The 16454-nt window shown below is 70.6% G+C and carries 18 protein-coding genes; 6 read left to right on the forward strand and 12 right to left on the reverse strand.

The window, feature by feature from the left end; translation table 11 throughout:
- Positions 1-19: 19 nt before the first annotated feature.
- Both ABD156_RS20765 and ABD156_RS20770 read right to left on the reverse strand, forming a co-directional pair.
- Positions 20-1726: an AMP-binding protein gene (locus tag ABD156_RS20765; RefSeq protein ID WP_344275885.1), complete on the reverse strand. Its 1707-nt coding sequence runs from the start codon at positions 1724-1726 to the stop codon at positions 20-22.
- A gap of 34 nt (positions 1727-1760) precedes the next feature.
- Positions 1761-2603 carry a crotonase/enoyl-CoA hydratase family protein gene (locus tag ABD156_RS20770; RefSeq protein ID WP_344275888.1) on the reverse strand — a complete coding sequence of 281 codons (843 nt, stop codon included), beginning with the start codon at positions 2601-2603 and terminating at the stop codon, positions 1761-1763.
- Positions 2604-2712: 109 nt separating this feature from the next.
- On the opposite strand from ABD156_RS20770, the gene ABD156_RS20775 reads away from it, so the two are divergent.
- Positions 2713-3588 carry an alpha/beta fold hydrolase gene (locus tag ABD156_RS20775; RefSeq protein ID WP_344275891.1) on the forward strand — a complete coding sequence of 292 codons (876 nt, stop codon included), beginning with the start codon at positions 2713-2715 and terminating at the stop codon, positions 3586-3588.
- An 89-nt stretch (positions 3589-3677) separates the two neighbouring features.
- Here the strand turns inward: ABD156_RS20775 and ABD156_RS20780 are convergent, their stop codons facing one another.
- Positions 3678-4445 carry a PIG-L deacetylase family protein gene (locus tag ABD156_RS20780; protein WP_344275894.1) on the reverse strand — a complete coding sequence of 256 codons (768 nt, stop codon included), beginning with the start codon at positions 4443-4445 and terminating at the stop codon, positions 3678-3680.
- Between the two features lie 30 nt (positions 4446-4475).
- A complete protein-coding gene (gene cobA / locus ABD156_RS20785; protein WP_344275897.1) occupies positions 4476-5702 on the reverse strand; it encodes a uroporphyrinogen-III C-methyltransferase in 1227 nt (408 codons plus the stop codon).
- 263 nt (positions 5703-5965) lie between these two features.
- Between cobA and ABD156_RS20790 the strand changes: the two genes are divergently transcribed.
- Positions 5966-7108 (forward strand): HAF repeat-containing protein, encoded by a 1143-nt coding sequence (locus tag ABD156_RS20790; protein ID WP_344275900.1) that lies wholly within the window; start codon positions 5966-5968, stop codon positions 7106-7108.
- Positions 7109-7185: 77 nt separating this feature from the next.
- Here the strand turns inward: ABD156_RS20790 and ABD156_RS20795 are convergent, their stop codons facing one another.
- The 7 genes from ABD156_RS20795 to rpmB all read right to left on the reverse strand — a co-directional run bounded on the left by ABD156_RS20795 (position 7186) and on the right by rpmB (position 12451).
- Complete coding sequence (locus ABD156_RS20795; RefSeq protein ID WP_344275903.1) at positions 7186-8169, reverse strand: FG-GAP repeat domain-containing protein; 984 nt, start codon at positions 8167-8169, stop codon at positions 7186-7188.
- A gap of 199 nt (positions 8170-8368) precedes the next feature.
- Positions 8369-10261 carry a vWA domain-containing protein gene (locus tag ABD156_RS20800; protein WP_344275906.1) on the reverse strand — a complete coding sequence of 631 codons (1893 nt, stop codon included), beginning with the start codon at positions 10259-10261 and terminating at the stop codon, positions 8369-8371.
- Positions 10262-10343: 82 nt separating this feature from the next.
- The gene (locus ABD156_RS20805; RefSeq protein WP_344275909.1) at positions 10344-11405 is read right to left on the reverse strand and encodes an AAA family ATPase; all 1062 of its coding nucleotides are present in this window, start codon (positions 11403-11405) and stop codon (positions 10344-10346) included.
- Positions 11406-11499: 94 nt separating this feature from the next.
- Positions 11500-11745, reverse strand: coding sequence for a 30S ribosomal protein S18 (rpsR, locus tag ABD156_RS20810; RefSeq protein ID WP_182889057.1), 246 nt, complete (start codon positions 11743-11745; stop codon positions 11500-11502).
- Positions 11742-12047 carry a 30S ribosomal protein S14 gene (rpsN, locus tag ABD156_RS20815; RefSeq protein ID WP_344275915.1) on the reverse strand — a complete coding sequence of 102 codons (306 nt, stop codon included), beginning with the start codon at positions 12045-12047 and terminating at the stop codon, positions 11742-11744. The genes rpsR and rpsN overlap by 4 nt, the downstream gene beginning before the upstream one ends.
- Complete coding sequence (rpmG, locus tag ABD156_RS20820; RefSeq protein WP_116205050.1) at positions 12047-12214, reverse strand: 50S ribosomal protein L33; 168 nt, start codon at positions 12212-12214, stop codon at positions 12047-12049. Before rpmG ends, rpsN begins: the two co-directional genes overlap by 1 nt.
- Positions 12215-12451: a 50S ribosomal protein L28 gene (gene rpmB / locus ABD156_RS20825; protein ID WP_344275921.1), complete on the reverse strand. Its 237-nt coding sequence runs from the start codon at positions 12449-12451 to the stop codon at positions 12215-12217. It lies immediately after the preceding gene.
- Between the two features lie 78 nt (positions 12452-12529).
- Here rpmB and mrf point away from each other — a divergent pair, with 78 nt between their 5' ends.
- Genes mrf through ABD156_RS20845 form a run of 4 tightly spaced genes read left to right on the forward strand, consistent with a single transcriptional unit; the run spans position 12530 to position 15286 of the window.
- Positions 12530-13777: a ribosome hibernation factor-recruiting GTPase MRF gene (mrf, locus tag ABD156_RS20830; RefSeq protein ID WP_344275924.1), complete on the forward strand. Its 1248-nt coding sequence runs from the start codon at positions 12530-12532 to the stop codon at positions 13775-13777.
- The gene (locus ABD156_RS20835; protein WP_182889052.1) at positions 13774-14037 is read left to right on the forward strand and encodes a type B 50S ribosomal protein L31; all 264 of its coding nucleotides are present in this window, start codon (positions 13774-13776) and stop codon (positions 14035-14037) included. The genes mrf and ABD156_RS20835 overlap by 4 nt, the downstream gene beginning before the upstream one ends.
- Positions 14037-14195: a 50S ribosomal protein L32 gene (rpmF, locus tag ABD156_RS20840; protein ID WP_182889051.1), complete on the forward strand. Its 159-nt coding sequence runs from the start codon at positions 14037-14039 to the stop codon at positions 14193-14195. Before ABD156_RS20835 ends, rpmF begins: the two co-directional genes overlap by 1 nt.
- The gene (locus ABD156_RS20845) at positions 14192-15286 is read left to right on the forward strand and encodes a GTP-binding protein (RefSeq protein ID WP_344275932.1); all 1095 of its coding nucleotides are present in this window, start codon (positions 14192-14194) and stop codon (positions 15284-15286) included. The genes rpmF and ABD156_RS20845 overlap by 4 nt, the downstream gene beginning before the upstream one ends.
- Positions 15287-15299: 13 nt before the next feature.
- Here the strand turns inward: ABD156_RS20845 and ABD156_RS20850 are convergent, their stop codons facing one another.
- Positions 15300-16367 carry a zinc-binding dehydrogenase gene (locus ABD156_RS20850; protein ID WP_344275935.1) on the reverse strand — a complete coding sequence of 356 codons (1068 nt, stop codon included), beginning with the start codon at positions 16365-16367 and terminating at the stop codon, positions 15300-15302.
- Positions 16368-16454: the final 87 nt, after the last annotated feature.

Raw genomic sequence — 16454 nt, forward strand, 5'->3', positions numbered from 1 at the left:
AGGCCGCCACCACCGCGGCTCAGGACTTGAGGTCCGGGAAGTCGTCCTCGCGGAACTCGCCCTCGGGCCGCTCGCCGCCTTCCCGGCCGCGCAGTTCGACCCGGCGGATTTTGCCCGAGATGGTCTTCGGCAGTTCCCCGAACTCCAGCCGCCGGATCCGCTTGTACGGCGCGAGGTGCTCCCGCGCGTACGCGAGGATCGCCCGCGCGGTCTCGGCGTCCGGCTCGTGCCCGGAGGCGAGCACGACGTACGCCTTCGGCACCGCCAGCCGGATCGGGTCCGGCGCGGGCACCACGGCCGCCTCGGCGACCGCCTCGTGCTCCAGCAGGACGCTCTCCAGCTCGAACGGCGAGATCCGGTAGTCCGAGGCCTTGAAGACGTCGTCGGTGCGGCCGACGTAGGTGATGTAGCCGCGTTCGTCGACCGAGCCGACGTCGCCGGTGTGGTAGTAGCCGCCCGCGAACGCGGCCGACGTGCGTTCGTCGTCGTCCGCGTAGCCCGCCATCAGGCCGACCGGCCGGTGCGCGAGGTCGAGGCAGATCTCGCCCTCGGTCGCGCGCTCGCCGGTGACCGGGTCGACCAGGGCGACCGCGAACCCGGGCAGCGGGCGGCCCATCGAACCGGCCACGACGTCCTGGCCCGGCGTGTTCGCCACCTGGACGCTGGTCTCGGTCTGCCCGAAGCCGTCCCGGATGGTGACGCCCCACGCCTTCTCGACCTGCTCGATCACCTCGGGGTTGAGCGGCTCCCCCGCGCCGACGACCTTCTTCGGCGGCGTCCGCAGCGCGGTGAGGTCGGCCTGGATCAGCATCCGCCACACCGTCGGCGGCGCGCAGAAGCTGGTGATCCCGCACCGGTCCATCTGCGCCATCAGCGCGACCGCGTCGAACCGCGCGTAGTTGTACAGGAACACGGTCGCTTCGGCGTTCCACGGCGCGAAGAAGTTGCTCCACGCGTGTTTGGCCCAGCCCGGCGACGAGATGTTGAGGTGGACGTCGCCCGGTTCCAGGCCGATCCAGTACATTGTGGACAGATGGCCGACCGGATACGAAACGTGCGTGTGCTGCACGAGTTTCGGCTTCGCGGTGGTGCCCGAGGTGAAGTACAGCAGCAGCGGGTCCTCGGCGCGGGTGACCCCGTCCGGGGTGAATCCGGCCGGCTCGGCATATGCGGTTTCGAAGGCGTGCCAACCGGAAACCGGTTCGCCGACCGCGATCCGCGTGTAGTCGCCCGCGACGTCGGCGAACTTCTCCGCGTCGACGTCGCGCACGACGACGTGCTTCGCGTTGCCGCGCTCCACCCGGTCCACGAGGTCGGCCGGTCCGAGCAGCGTGGACGCCGGGATCACGACGGCGCCCAGCTTGATCGCCGCGAGGATGGTCTCCCACAGCTCGCCCTGGTTGCCGAGCATGACGATCACCCGGTCGCCGCGCGAGACGCCGAGGCCGCGCAGCCAGTTCGCGACCTGATTGGACCGCGCGGACATCTCCGGGAACGTCCAGCGGTTCTCGGTGCCGTCCTCTTCCACGATCCACAGCGCGTACCGCTGCGCGTTCGCCGGATCCGCCGCGACGGCGTCGAACCAGTCCGTCGCCCAGTTGAACTCGTCCAGCTGCGGCCACGCGAACTCGCGGTAGGCAGTCTCGTAATCCTCGCGATGGGCCTGCAGATAATCCCGCGCCGCGCGGAATGCCTGGTAGCCGGTGACCTCAGCGCCGTTGCTCACGTCGTACTCCTCGTGCTCGCTTTCCCGTGCCTGTTTACTCGCCCTTGAACTCCGGCGCTCGTCGCTCCATAAAGGCCTGGACGGCTTCCTGGAGGTCCTTGCTCGGCAGGAACGCGGAGTTCCACGCGGCGACGTAGCGCAGGCCTTCGGCGACCTGGCGTTCGGTGTTCGCCGACAGCACCTGTTTGGTGCCCTGGACGACCAGCGGCGGGTTCGCGGCGATCTCGGCGGCGAGTTCGCGGGCCTTGGCCAGCAGCGTCTCCTGGTCCGCGTACACGTCGTTGACCAGGCCGATCTTCTCCGCCCGCGCGGCGTCGATGTCCTTGCCGGTGAGGGCGAGTTCGCGGACGTGGCCCTCGCCGACGATCGGCGCGAGGCGCTGCAGGCTGCCGATGTCGGCGACGATCGCGACCTTCACCTCGCGGACGCTGAACTTGGCGTCCTCGCTGGCCAGGCGGATGTCGGCGGCGGTGATGACGTCCACGCCGCCGCCGATGCACCAGCCGGACACGGCCGCGACCACCGGCTTGCGGCATTCGGCGATCGAGCTGACCGCCTGCTGCAGCCGCTGGACCTCGCGGTGGAACTCGGTGCGCGGCCCGGCGAGCGCGTCGCCGGCGAGCAGCGGCGCCCAGCTGCCCATCATCGCGGGCAGGTCGAGGCCGTAGGAGAAGTGCTTGCCGCTGCCGGCGAGGACGACGGCGCGCACGCGCGGGTCGGCGTCGAGGGCGGCGAACACCTGCGGCAGCTCGCGCCAGAAGTCGGGGCCCATCGCGTTGCCCTTGCCCGGGCCGAGCAGGGTCACCTCGGCGACCGCGCCGTCGAGGGCGACGCGGAGCGAGGCGAGTTCGGGAAGGGCGGCTACTGGTTCGGTCATGCGGTCATCTTGACTCATCGAGCCGACCCCAGCTCATCCGGTTGACACTGTGCCAACGCGGCTGCGGGATGCTTTCCTGGAGACCCGAGGTGGAGAGGGAGGCGCCCGTATGGATCCGGCACCCGTGCCCGTCGCCGACGCCCCGCCCGCGGAACCCGCGGCGGCCCGCAAGGCCCGGCCGATCGAGCTGTCCGGCTCGTTCCGGCACGACGGCCAGCGCCTGTGCTACACCGAATACGGCAGCGGCGACCGCGTCGTGGTGCTGATGCACGGGATCATGTTCACCCGGCGGATGCACGCGCCGCTGGCCCGCCGGCTCGCCCGCGCGGGATTCCGCGTGGTCACGCTCGACCTGCTCGGCCACGGCGATTCCGACCGGCCGACGCAGTCGTGGCGCTATTCGATGCCCGCGTTCGGCGAGCAGGCCGTCGCGCTGCTCGACCACCTGGAGATCGAGGACGCCGTGATCGGCGGGACCTCGCTGGGCGCGAACGTGGCACTGGAGGTGGCCGTCGCCGCCCCGTCGCGGGCGCGCGGACTGGTGGTCGAGATGCCGGTGCTGGACAACGCGATCGTCGCCGGGCTGCTGACTTTCGCGCCGCTGCTGTTCGCCGCGCGCTTCCTGCCCGCGACGGTGCGCGGGGTGTCGCTGGCGGCGCATCTGGTGCCGCACGGGAACCAGTGGGTCGACGTCATCACGGACACGCTGAGCCAGGACCCGGCTCCGATGGCCGCGCTGCTGCACGGCGTGCTGTTCGGCCGAATCGCGCCGCCCAAGTCGATCCGGGGCACGATCACGACGCCGACCCTGGTGATCGGCCACGAAGGCGACCCGATCCACCCGTTCGGCGACGCGGGCAGCCTCGCCGAGGACCTGCCGAACGCCGAATTCGTGCAGGCCCGCAGCCCGGTCGAACTGCGATTCGACCCGAAGCGGCTCAGCGCGGCGATCCGGGACTTCGCCTTCCGCCGCTACCCGGCCTGATCCTGATCCCACCCCGGTCTCGAAGGTCCGTGAAGGGCTCCTTGAGGGAATCTGATTCCCTCAAGGAGCCCTTCACGGACCTTCGCGGGTCACCCCTGGTCGGCGTCGGGGAACTCGGGCGGCGCCTGCAGGTCGTGGGCGCGGAACAGGACCGCGTGCTCGACGCCCAGCTCCTTGCCGCTCATCGCCGCGAACTGCGGGATGAAGTCCGCGGGCGCGGGGTGATCCGGCAGCGCGGCCAGGTACGCGGCATGGGCTTCCAGCGAGGCGATGCCGCGCCGCAGCGGCTCGCCCGTGACGTCGACGCCGTGGGTCGCGCCGGAACCGGCGAGCCCGGGGACGAGGTACCAGCGCGCTGAATGCGGTGCCAGGCCCTCGTCGTCGATCTGCTCCGGGAAGACCCACCGGTTGCCCGCGTCGCGGATCGCGTCGAGCGTCGCGAGCCCGGCGGCGCGGTGATCGGCCTGGTCGAAACCGTAGGGCGTTTCGACGTCGAACCCGCAGCCGAGCACGACGTCGGGCTTGAACCGGCGGATCTCGCGGCAGATGTCGCGGCGCAGGTCGAGGCCGTAGACGAGCACGCCGTCCGGATGTTCGAGGACGGTCAGCCGCTCGACGCCGACGGCCGCGCAGGCGTTGCGCTGCTCGGCGACGCGCAGCCGGGCCGTCTCCTCGGGCGGGTTCGGCATGCCTGCCTCGCCGCGGGTGAGCAGGAGGTACCCGACCTCGATGCCGCGCGCGGTCCAGCGGGCGACGGCCGCGGACGTGCCGTACTCCATGTCGTCGGGGTGCGCGACGACGCAGAGCACGCGCTGGAAGGACTCCTCGGGCAAGGCAGGCAGGCTCATACCGGACATCTTCGCGCGCGAATGACGCGCTGTCTGGCGTTATCCGGCCTCATTCCGGTCAAGTCCGGCGACCGGGCCGAACACGATCACCGCGGGCGGGCGCACGCCCGCGGCCGCTGCTTCGTCGGCCACCGTGGCCAGCGTCGAGCGCAGCACGCGCTGGGTCCGCATCGTCCCGTCCTCGATCACCGCGACCGGCGTGTCGCCCGGACGGCCGCCTTCGAGCAGGGCGGCGGCGAACTTCGGCAGCCGTTCGACGCCCATCATCAGCACGATCGTGCCGCGCATCCGGGCGAGCAGCGACCAGTCCACCAGCGACCGTTCGTCGCCGGGTGCGACGTGCCCCGACACGACGACCACCTCGTGCGCGACGCCGCGGTGCGTCACCGGGACGTCCGCCACCGCGGGCACCGCGAACGCCGAGGTGATGCCCGGAACCATGGTCACCGGAACGCCCGCTTCGGCGCACGCCTGGACCTCTTCGAACCCGCGGCCGAACAGGTACGGGTCGCCGCCCTTGAGCCGGACGACGAACTTGCCTTCCTTGGCTTTCTCGATGAGCGTCCGGTTGATCACGTCCTGGCTCGCCGCGCGGCCGTACGGGATCTTCGCCGCGTCGACGACCTCGACCTCCGGCGCGAGCTCGTCCAGCAGATCGCGCGGGCCGAGCCGGTCGACCACCACGACGTCGGCGCGCGACAGCAGCCGCCGGGCGCGCACGGTGATCAGGTCCGGGTCGCCGGGCCCGCCGCCGACCAGCGCGACGCCGGGCAGCGTGCCTTCGGGATGCGGCTGGCGGCCGTCCTCGATCGTGCCCGCGTGCAGGCCGTCCAGCATCGAATCGCGGACCGCGGCCGAACGGAGCGGCTCGCCGCCGGACAGGACGCCGAACAGGAGGCCGCCGTGCCGTCCGGTCGCCGGGGTCACCGCCGAACCGGACTCGCCCTCGTCGGCGCGGACGCAGAAGACGCGTTCCCGCTCCGCCTCGGCGCAGATCTCGGCGTTGGTCTCCGGGCTGCTCGTGCAAGCCAGCGCGTACCAGGCGTCCCGCAGGTCGCCCTCGGTGTAGCGGCGCCGGTGCCAGACCAGCTCCCCCGCGTCCGCCATCCCCTGCACCGACGGCGTCGTGTGCGGCGACACCAGTTCGACGCGGGCGCCCGCGCTGATCAGCCGGGGCAGCCGGCGCTGGGCAACAGAACCGCCGCCGAAGACCACGACGCGGCGGCCGGTCAGGTTCAGGCCGGAAAGGTAGTGCGGGTCGTCCATGCGCGGAAGCATATGGGCGGGGGGCGGTCTCGCACGCCGGGCGTGGGTCATGCCACGCCGCTAGGCCGCCAGGGTTAACACGACGGCAAAAGTACGTCGGCTGTCCGCAGGCAAATCCGGCGCCACGGGAGTAATTCCGCGCGCGGGTCGTACCACTGCCGCGTCGGGAAACGACTGCTTGTCGCACAGTGCCGGATCAAACACTGCCGGATCAAACCGCACAGTGCCGGATCGAACACCGCCGGATCAGATGGGGAGTCATGATGACCAGGAATGGTGCGACCAGACGAAGACGCGCGTGCTCGCTCGCCGCCGCCCTGCTCGTGTTCGCGGGCGCGACGACCGGGACCGCGCAGGCCGACCCGCTCGCGCCGACGGATCTCGCTCCGCTGCCCGGGGACGATCAGAGCTTGGCGCTGGCGGTCAACGAGGCTGGAACAGCGGTCGGCACCTCATCGGCAGGCCGCGACCCGCGCGTCGACCACCCGGTCCGCTGGGACACCGCCGGGCACCCGACCGCGTTGCCGACGCCCGGTGCCGCCCAGGGGCAGGCGCGCGCCATCAACAGCCAGGGCGTCGCCGCCGGGTACGTGCTGACGCCGACCATCGCCATCCCCGCGCGCTGGGACGCCGCGGGCCAGGCGACCTTGATGTCGCTTCCGCCCGGTTACCACAACGCGATGGGCGAGAAGATCAGCGACACCGGCGTGGTCGTCGGGGAATGGCAGACGCCGGAAGGTCTGCAGCGCCCGTTCCGCTGGGACCCGAACGGCCAGGTCACCGACCTCGGCACGCTGCCCGGCGACACGTGGGCCATCGCCACCGGCATCTCCGCCGACGGCACCATCGTCTCGGGCCAGGACTCCAACCCCACGAAGGCGCACTCCGTGCGGTGGGTGAACGGCGGTCCGATCACCGACCTCGCGCCGACGGCGTGGTCCAGCGCGAACAACGTCATGAACCGGAACGGGACGATCGCCGGGCACCTGACCGACGTCGAGCACGGCAACTCCGCTCCGGTGACCTGGGACCGCGACGGGGTCGTGCGGCGCCTGCAATGGCCGAGCCCGCATCCGGTCTGGCTCAATCAGGTCAGCCCCACCGGGTACGTGACCGGCAGCGGCTATCTCTACCCGCCGGACCGGGATTCGGTGCTGTGGGATCCGGACGGAAACGTGTATCTCATCGACGGGGACGTCGCCGGGGTCGACTCGAACGGGAACGCCGTGGGGGCTTCGCAGAACCGCGCGACTGTTTGGTACGACAACGGGAACATCGTGCGGTTCGGGCTCCTGCCGGGCGGCAGCTACAGCAAGGCCGAGTGGATCACCGACAGCGGGTATGTGGTCGGGAATGCGGACACCACTGGCTACAAGATGCACGCGGTGGCTTGGAAACTCGGGTAACGGCTGGTTGTTCCCAGCGGCGTGGGTACATTACCGCGCCGCTGGGAATGGCCGGTTTCTTTGGACCGAGAAGACGGTTACACCGAGCGCCGGACGGTTACCGTGTCGTCGTTCACCACGATCGCGTCGGCCCGACCGTCGCCGGTCACATCGGCGAAGAACGTACCGCGCGAGCCGTAGTAGGGGCCGCCGGTCCAATCCTCGTTGGGGCTGAACGACGAACCCGTCGAGCGCCGCACCGTGACTGTGTCGTCGTTGACCACGATCGCGTCCGCCCGGCCGTCACCGGTTACGTCGGCGAAGAACGTGCCCCGCGAGCCGTAGTACGCGCCGAAGGTCCAGTCTTCGTTGGGGCCGAACGAAGAGCCGGTCGAACGGCGGACTGTCACGGTGTCGTCGTTCACCGCTATCGCATCTGCTCGGCCATCGCCGGTGACGTCCGCGAAGAACGTGCCTCGCGAGCCGTAATAGGGGCCGCCGGTCCAATCCTCGTTAGGGCCGAACGAAGAGCCATTCGAGCGGCGCACCGTGACCCGGTCGTCGTTCACTACGATCGCGTCCGCTCGGCCATCGCCAGTTACGTCGGCGAAGAACGTGCCGCGAGAACCATAATAAGCGCCGCCGGTCCAATCTTCATTCGGCGTAAATGCCGAACCGTTCGAGCGGCGGACCGTGACTGTGTCATCGTTGACCACGATCGCATCAGCCCGGCCGTCACCGGTCACATCCGCGAAGAACGTGCCGCGAGAACCATAATAAGGACCGCCGGTCCAATCCTCGTTGGGACTGAACGACGAACCGGTCGAACGCCGGACCGTGAGCGTGTCGAAGTTGACGACAATCGCGTCCGCCCGGCCGTCACCGGTCACATCCGCGAAGAACGTGCCCAGCGAACCGTAATACGCACCGGACGTCCAATCCTCGTTCGGACCGAATCGTCCGGCGCCGATTCTTCGCGGGGCGGCCTGCGCGACCACCGTGCCCACCATTTCGGCGCTCACTGCCAGCAAGCCCGCCCCGGCCGCCGTGCACAGAAAACGGCGGCGGGACACAGAATTCATCAAGGGTACGTTTTTCCCGTTGAGCGGCATTTCCACTCCCTTGCCTCGAAATCGCCGAGGAGATCGTCATGGGACACAGGGACGTGCACCGAACCGGAGAACTGCCTTCGAAGTCCTGGATCCATCCTCGACCCGCCGCACTCGCGCACGCAAGCGGCCACCTCACGCAGTGGCTTCAGCCGTTAGCGCGCAAGGCTTTTCATTCCACCCGGAAGACGGGGCCGCGCGGCACGAACGGCAGCCGGGCGCCGCGCGGGACCAGGTACGCGTGTTCGCGGAGCGGGCGGACGTGGTCGCATTGCGCGTCAGTGATGATCAGGACCGGGCCGTCCGCCGGGAAATCCGGGGCGCGGCGCAGCAGGTCTACGCCGGGCTGCAGCCGCGTGCCGCCGCGGCCGCGGACCTTCACCCGGCCCGCGATGTCTTCCACCGCGAGGTAGCCGGCGTCGTAGGCCGCCGCGTCGCAGAACACCACCCGGGCGGCCGGGACGTCGCGGGCCAGCGCATACGACGCGATCGCGCCGAGCGCTTTCCCGAGCAGCTCCGCGTTCATCGAGCCGGAGGTGTCCAGCACGACGCCGAAAGTCGCGCGGCGTTCGAGCTGCTCCGGAAAGACCCGGCCCGGGCGCGGGATGTCCGGCGTCGCCGATTGCCGGCGCGACGCCCGCACGTAGCTGCGCACCGGCTGCTCCGCCTGGACGTGCTCGTCGAACCACCGGGCGAGCTGCGCGTCCCAGGGCAGCGGCGGATGGTCCAGCGCGCGGATCTCCTGTTCCAGCCCGAGCGGCAGCAGACCGCGGCCCTGCGCGTGGTGGTAGACCAGCCCCTGGCTGAGCGCGCGGCGATAGAACTCGTCCAGATCGACGCCGCCGGCCCGGTCGCCCTCGCGCCACGGCAGCGGCTTCGGTTCCGCCCGGCGCGAGGAGCGGCGGGCGGCGGCGTCCGGCTCGGACAGCCAGTCGCCCAGGACGTCGCCTGCCTCGCGACCGCCCAGCGTGCGCAGTTTGCGGGCGCGGCGAAGATCGGTGGTCAGCGTGTCGTACACCGATTCCGCGGACAGCGCGGCGAGCTGCGGATCGTGCAGGCCGTCGCTGGGCAGCTCGCCGACGCCGAGGGCGACCAGCCAGCCGTTGATCACGTAGTCGCACGCGACGTTCCACAGATACGGGTCGCGGCCGAGCGCGCGGCGGTCGTGCCGGAGCGCGGCGTGCAGCATCTCGTGGGCGAGCACGAACCGCCATTCCTCGGCGGTCAGCGCGGCGTTCGGGTTGACGTAGATCTCGCCGTGCTCGGCGTCGACCGCCGCGACCGAGATGTCCCAGGCGCGGACCACTTCGGGATCGACGACCAGGGTGAAACCGGCGGCCACCGCGCCGAGCAGCGGGAACGACGACGCGAACCAGCCCAGCGCGCGGTCCCACTCCCCCAGGCTCCGATGGTGCCGGGTCTGGCCGCGCGCGTCGGCGGCCTGCTCCATCGCCTCGGTGGCCGAGGCGATCAGGCCGCGCGCGAACCGCTCGGTCCACGGCTCGGATTTGCCGTAGTACTGCACGTCCCACCGGCTCGGCGGGTCGGCGAGCGCCAGGCACGGCCGGTCGCCGCCGGTGCCCAACGCACGGAAGACCTCCGGCACACCGGTTTCGCGCCACGCGCGGGCAAGGGAAAGCTCGTCGGTGCCCGGGAGTTCGGGCAGCAGCATCAGTGGAGCGCCGACCCGCACCGCCTCCGCGAACCGGTGCACCGCAACGCAACACGCCGCGCCGTAACTCGCCTCCACGCCCCGGTCGGCGGTGATCGCGTCCGCTTCGGCGAGCTGTTCCTCGTCCAGATGGCCGAGACCGAGATGCAGCAGCAGATGCGCGAATACCCACGCCCACTCGGCGGGTTCGGCGTCACGGGCGCGGTTCGCGGTGATCAGGCCGTTGTCGGCGACGACTGCCCAGGCCTCGGAGCCGGTCAGGCTGGTGCGGTCCAGGCCCGCGCCCTCCGCGAGCCGCTTCAGGACGGTGTTCGCGCGGACCAGCGCCCAGCCGGCGTCGATGGCCTTGTTCCGGCGTTCGCGAAGGCGCGCGTCGGTACGGGCCCCACTCATGCTGGCACCTCGATGACGAGTTGCACGCTGGCCGAAAAGGAGGTGCCAGCATGAATAACCATGATTCGCTTGCAAGCTGCGCTCATGCGCGAGCCGCCACAAGACGCGGCAGGTCGCGCGCGGCTTCGACCAGGAACCAGGACGGCAGGCGCGGATTGCCCGCCTCGTCGTCCGCGATCACCAGCTGCGCCATCTCCAGCGAGATCTCCGCCAGTTCGACCAGCAGGCTCTTCGCGCGGAAAGCGAACTGCCGCACCGCCGACGACGCGTGCCGTTTGTCCGCAGGCAGGTCGCGGGCCAGCCGGACGCGGAACGTCTCGGCGAGGAAGTAGAGCAGGTCGCGCTCGTCCGGCTCGGCGGGCCAGCGCGCGTCGCCCTTGAGGATCGCTTCCAGGTCGAACGCGTGCCGGGCGACCTTCAGGTACGACCGGAACGCGCCGGCGTGCTGCGGGGTGAGCGTGGCGTACGCGAGCAGCCCGACGGTCTCGTCCTCGAGCGGATCGCCCGCCGAGTGCAGCAGGTCGGACAGCATGTGCCAGGACCGCGGCGTGGAGAACGGCTCCTCGGTCTTCGGCGGCTGGCTCCACAGGTGGTCCGGGCGCTGGGCCAGGTACTCGACCACCGCCGGGTGGATGCCGTTGCCCGCCGCCCAGGCGAGCCAGTCGCTCGCCGACGCGCGCAGGTGCAGGTGGACCAGGCGGTTCACCAGCGCCGAGGCCATCGGCCGGGCGAGCGCCTGGTCGGTGGCGCGGTTGCCGGCGCCGATCACCACCGAACCGGGCGGCAGCTCGTACGAGCCGATCCGGCGGTCGAGGATCAGCGAATAGAACGCCTTCTGCACGTCCGGCGCCGCGGCGTTCAGCTCGTCCAGGAACAGGCAGTACGGCTCGTCTCGAGCGATCTGCTCGGGCGGGCAGAACCGGCTGCGGCCGTCGGCGATCTGCGGAACGCCGATGAGGTCCTCCGGCGCGAGCTGAGTGCCGAGCAGCGAGACGCACTCCAGGCCGAGCGCCGCCGCGAATTCCCGGACCAGCGAAGACTTCCCGATTCCGGGCGCGCCCCAGAGGAAGACCGGCCGGACGACGGCGGTCGTGAGCAGGATGTCGGGCAGCTGGGCAGGCGTGACAGTGAGCTGGGCGTGCAAGGCGTGGACCCCTCCGGTGCCGGGACATCCTGGTGCGACGCCCGTTTCGTACCGCTATGGTCGCGTGCCGTGCCCGCTGCCCGCATCCGGTTTTTCAGCTCCGCGCCGCCGTGGGGTACGGCAGCAGCGCCATCTCCCGCGCGTTCTTGATCGCGGTCGCCACCTGTTTCTGTTGCTGCGGCGTCAATCCGGTGACCCGGCGGGCTCGGATCTTGCCGCGGTCGGAGATGAATTTCCGCAGCAGGTCGACGTCCTTCCAGTCCACCCTGGTGATTCCGGCCGCGTGGAAGGGGTTCGGGCGGCGGCGCGGCGTCCGGTCCGGTTTAGGCATGGCGCTCACCAACTCGACTTCGAGACGCCGGGCAGCTCCCCGTTGTGCGCCATTTGCCGCATGCGCACCCGGGACAGGCCGAACTTCCGCAGGTATCCGCGCGGACGGCCGTCGGCGGTGTCACGGTTGCGGATGCGCGTGCGGCTGGCGTCGCGCGGCATGCGTTGCAGCGCAACGACTGCGTCGGCCTTCTCCTCCGAAGATGCCGACGGCGACGCGATCACCGCCTTGAGCGCGCGCCGGCGTTCGACATACCGCGCGGCGATCACCTTCCGCTGCTCGTTCTTCGCGATTTTCGACTTCTTCGCCATCAGCGCTCTTCCTTGAATTCGACGTGCTTGCGCGCCACCGGGTCGTATTTGCGCAGCACCATTCGGTCCGGATTGTTGCGGCGGTTCTTCTTCGTCACGTACGTGTAGCCGGTCCCCGCGGTCGACCGCAGCTTGATGATCGGCCGGATGTCAGTGCTTTTCGCCATTTAGAGCTTCACTCCCTTTGCCACGAGGTCGGCGACGACGGCGTCGATGCCGCGTTTGTCGATCGTCTTCATGCCCTTCGCCGACACCTTGAGCCGCACCGCGCGGCCGAGGCTCGGCACGTAGTAGCGGCGCGTCTGCAGGTTCGGCTCCCAGCGCCGCGAGGTGCGGCGGTGCGAATGCGAGACCTGCTTGCCGTAGCCCGGCTTGCGGCCGGTGACCTGGCACACGGCTGACACGGACCCTCCCAAGTTGATAGTGACATTCATGTTCAACTACGCTCGTCACCGTACCCCGCCCCGTCGTCTGGAGATCCAGTGCCCCCACGTCCGCGTGTCCCGCTCGTGCTCTGCAGCGGGATCGCCCCGGCCCCGAACGATGCGCTCGCCGCGCTCCTGCTCCGCGCCAGCCCCGGCACCGCCGTCGTCCACCACGATCTGCGCGATATCGGATCCGGCGTCGTCCGCCGCCGGATCCGGCTGCGCGGCCGCGACGAGCTGACGCCGCTCGAACTCGCGCACGGCTGCGTCAACTGCACCCTGCGCGAGGACCTGCTTCCGCTGCTGCGCCGGCTGGCCCGGATGCCTCAGGTCGACCGCATCGTCGTGCGGCTCGACGAGGCGATGGAGCCGGAACCGGTGAGCTGGGCGATCCGCAACGTCCTGGTCGGCGACCGCCCGGTGAGCGACGACGTCGAACTCGAAGCGGTCTTCACCGTGCTCGACTGCGCGACCTGGCTCGCCGACGTCACCGGCGACGACCTGCTCGCCGAACGCGGCCTGCAGGGCAGCCCGGAAGACGAGCGGACAGTCGCGCAGGTCGCACTGTCCCAAGTGGAATCGGCGGACGTGCTCGTGCTCGCCGGAGCCGCGCCGGACGCCTGGTGCGCGGCCAAATCCTCAGCGGTGCTGGACCGGGTCGCGCCGTCCGTGCCCCGCGTCGAGCTGGCCCGCAGCGACGCCGCCGGGCTGTTCGCCGCGATCCCCGCCGCCGCCCGCCGCGGCGAGGTCACCGACCTCCACGGCGCGTTGCTGCGCGGTGCCCCGCCGCTGCACCCGGACTGCGGCATCGAACTGCTGCGGTTCACCGCGCAGCGCCCGTTCCATCCGGAACGGCTGCACGAGGCGATCGACCTGCTGCTCGACGGCGTGGTCCGCACCCGCGGCCGGGCCTGGGTCGCGAGCCAGCCGGACGTCGCGTTCTGGATCGAATCGGCGGGCGGCGGGCTCGGCATCGGGCACGCCGGGCCGTGGCTCGCCTCGCCGGACGGACCGGACTGGGCCGACGTCTCCCCCGAACGCCGCACGCTCGCCTCGCTGCGCTGGGACCCGGTGCACGGCGACCGCGCGCAGGAACTGGTGATCGTCACCGATCAGGCCGCTCCGGCGGAGATCGAGAGCGCGTTGCAGGCAGCTCTGCTCACCGACGCCGAACTGGCCGAGGGCGAAGCGGCCTGGCGCGCGTACCCCGACCCGTTCGGGGATTGGCACGAGGACCCCTGCGAAGAAACCGAAGAACCCGACCGGCACGCGAACGCCGCCAACCAGAAGGACGAAACCCTGTGAAACCCGGCATCCACCCCGACTACCATCCGGTGGTCTTCAAGGACTCGTCGACCGGCGACGCGTTCCTGACCCGCTCCACCGCCACCTCGGACCGCACGATCGACTGGTCCGACGGGAACACCTACCCGCTCGTGGTGGTGGACATCAGCGCGTGGTCGCATCCGTTCTGGACCGGCACCCAGCGGATCCTCGATTCGGCAGGCCAGGTCGAGAAATTCCACCGCCGCTACGGGCAGCGCCGGAGCGGGGGTGCGCGCTGATGGCCGTGCCGAAGCGGAAAATGTCGCGCAGCAACACCCGGTCCCGGCGCTCGCAGTGGAAGGCGGCCGTGCCGGACCTGGTGCCGATCGTCGTGGACGGCGAGCGGAAGCTGGTGCCGCGCAAGCTGATCAAGCACTTCCAGCGGTTTGAGCGGTGAGCGTCCCGGTCACTGTCCTTTCCGGATTCCTCGGCGCCGGGAAAACCACGCTGCTCAACCAGATCCTGGCCAACCGCGAGGGCCTGCGCGTCGCGGTGATCGTGAACGACATGAGCGAGGTCAACATCGACGCCGCGCTCGTGCGGGACAGCGTGTCGCGGACCGACGAGCGGCTGGTCGAGATGACCAACGGGTGTATTTGCTGCACCCTGCGCGAGGATCTGCTCGAGGAGGTCGCGCGGCTGTGCGACGACGGGCGGTTCGACCATCTGCTCATCGAGTCCAGCGGGATCTCCGAGCCGATGCCGGTGGCCGCCACCTTCTCCTTCCCCGCCGACGACGGCACTCCGGTGCTGTCGTCGGCGCGGCTGGACACCATGGTCACCGTGGTGGACGCGGCGAACTTCGCCCGCGAACTGGCCCGAGGCGACAGCCTGGCCGAGCGTCGGCTGGACCAGTACGACGGCGACGAGCGGACGGTCAGCGACCTGCTGATGGACCAGGTCGAGTTCGCCGATGTGCTGCTGCTGAACAAGGTCGACCTGGTCACACCGTCCGAAAAGGACCGACTGCTCGCCTCGCTGCGTCGCCTCAACCCGGCTGCCGACGTCGTGTCCGCGGAGTTCGGCCGGGTGCCGCTGACGCGGGTCTTCGGCACCGGCCGGTACGACGCCGAACGCGCGCAGCAAGCGCCGGGCTGGGTGGCCGAGCTGAACGGCGATCACGTGCCGGAGACCGAGGAGTACGGCATCTCCAGCGCCGTGTTCCGCTCCGCGAGGGCATTCGATCCGGTGCGGTTGTGGGAGTTCGTCACCTCACGGCTTGACTCCGGCGAGTTCGGCACGGTGCTGCGGTCGAAGGGATTCTTCAGCCTCAGCACCCGGCCGGGCACCCTCGGGTTGTGGTCACAGGCGGGCAGCGTCGCACGATTCGAACCGCAGGGAGTCGCCGACGAACCACGGCAGGAACTGGTGTTCATCGGCGTCGGACTTCAGCACGCCGCGCTGCTCGACGCGCTCGAAACCTGTCTGTCCGACGCCGCCGCGGCCGCGGACCCGTTTCCCGCGTGGGAACCGGTCCACGTCCACTGAGGACAGTTCCGGCTCACGGCCGCAACACCGTGAGCCGGAACCGCCCTCCCGTCTCAGCCGCGTGCTCCACCGCCTCGCCCACTGCGGACAACGCGAACTCGTCCACCTCGAACTGCGTCAGGTCCAGCAGCCCGCACCGCGCCAGCGCGATCAGCTTCGGCACCGCATCGCGCGGGTACATCCACCGGCCGCGCACCGTCACGCTGTTCAGCATCAGCCACGGGTACGGCAGCGCCACGTCGTCCCCGATCCCGCCCATCAGCACCACGCGGCCGAACTCCCGCACGGTCATCGCCGCCGCGCGCGCCGCCGCGACCGATGCGGACGGTGGCAGCAGATCCAGCACCAGGTCCACCGGTCCCGCCGCGGCTGACTGCATTGCCGCGCGGTCTTCATCTTCGTTGCCGGACAACACAACAGTCCGGACCCGGTGACCGAAGCGTCGTTCCAGATCGGCGAGCGCCGCTCGGTTCCGGCCCGGCGCGATCACCCGGCCCGCGCCCATCGCGATCGCCACGGCGACCGCCGCGCCGCCGTACGTGCCGGTCGCGCCGCTGATCAGCACCGTCTCCCCTGGCTGCAGTCCGCCGTCGAGGAGACCACCGTAGGGCACCAGGCAAATCCCGAGCGCCGCCCACTGACCGGCGTCGGCCTCGTCAAGGGAGCCCAGCGGGGCCGCATTCTCCGTCGGGACCATGATCTGCTCGGCGAACCCTCCGTGCCGGAAATGGCGCTGCAACGCCAATCCGCCGTCGCCGCGAGCGGTCAAGCCCTGCAGGACGACGTCGGGCGTCACCGCGTCGTCGCGGGAGCGGACGGTCGGGTCGCAGCGAACCCAGTCGCCCGGCCGGAGTTTCGTCGCGTCCGGACCGACCGAGCGCACGCGGCCGACCGCGCCGGTCCCCAGAATCGCGGGCAGGTCGAGCAGATACCGCCGCGCACCGCTGACCACTTCGGCGGTGTAATGCAGCACGGGAGCCGCGACGACGCCCACCACCACTTCCCCGGTGCCCGGCACCGGATCCGCGACCTCCTCGACCGACAACGAGCTCCCGAATTCCCTGAGCACAGCAGCTTTCACCGAGTTCTCCTTCGTCCACCCCTGATCCTCGGCGAAGCGGACAAACGCAGCCAGGAGCCTGTCGCTACCAGGATGGTTCGTCCGGGA

Origin of the sequence: Amycolatopsis albidoflavus (genome assembly GCF_039525725.1) — a bacterium.
In the GTDB taxonomy this organism is placed as follows: Bacteria; Actinomycetota; Actinomycetes; order Mycobacteriales; family Pseudonocardiaceae; genus Amycolatopsis; species Amycolatopsis albidoflava.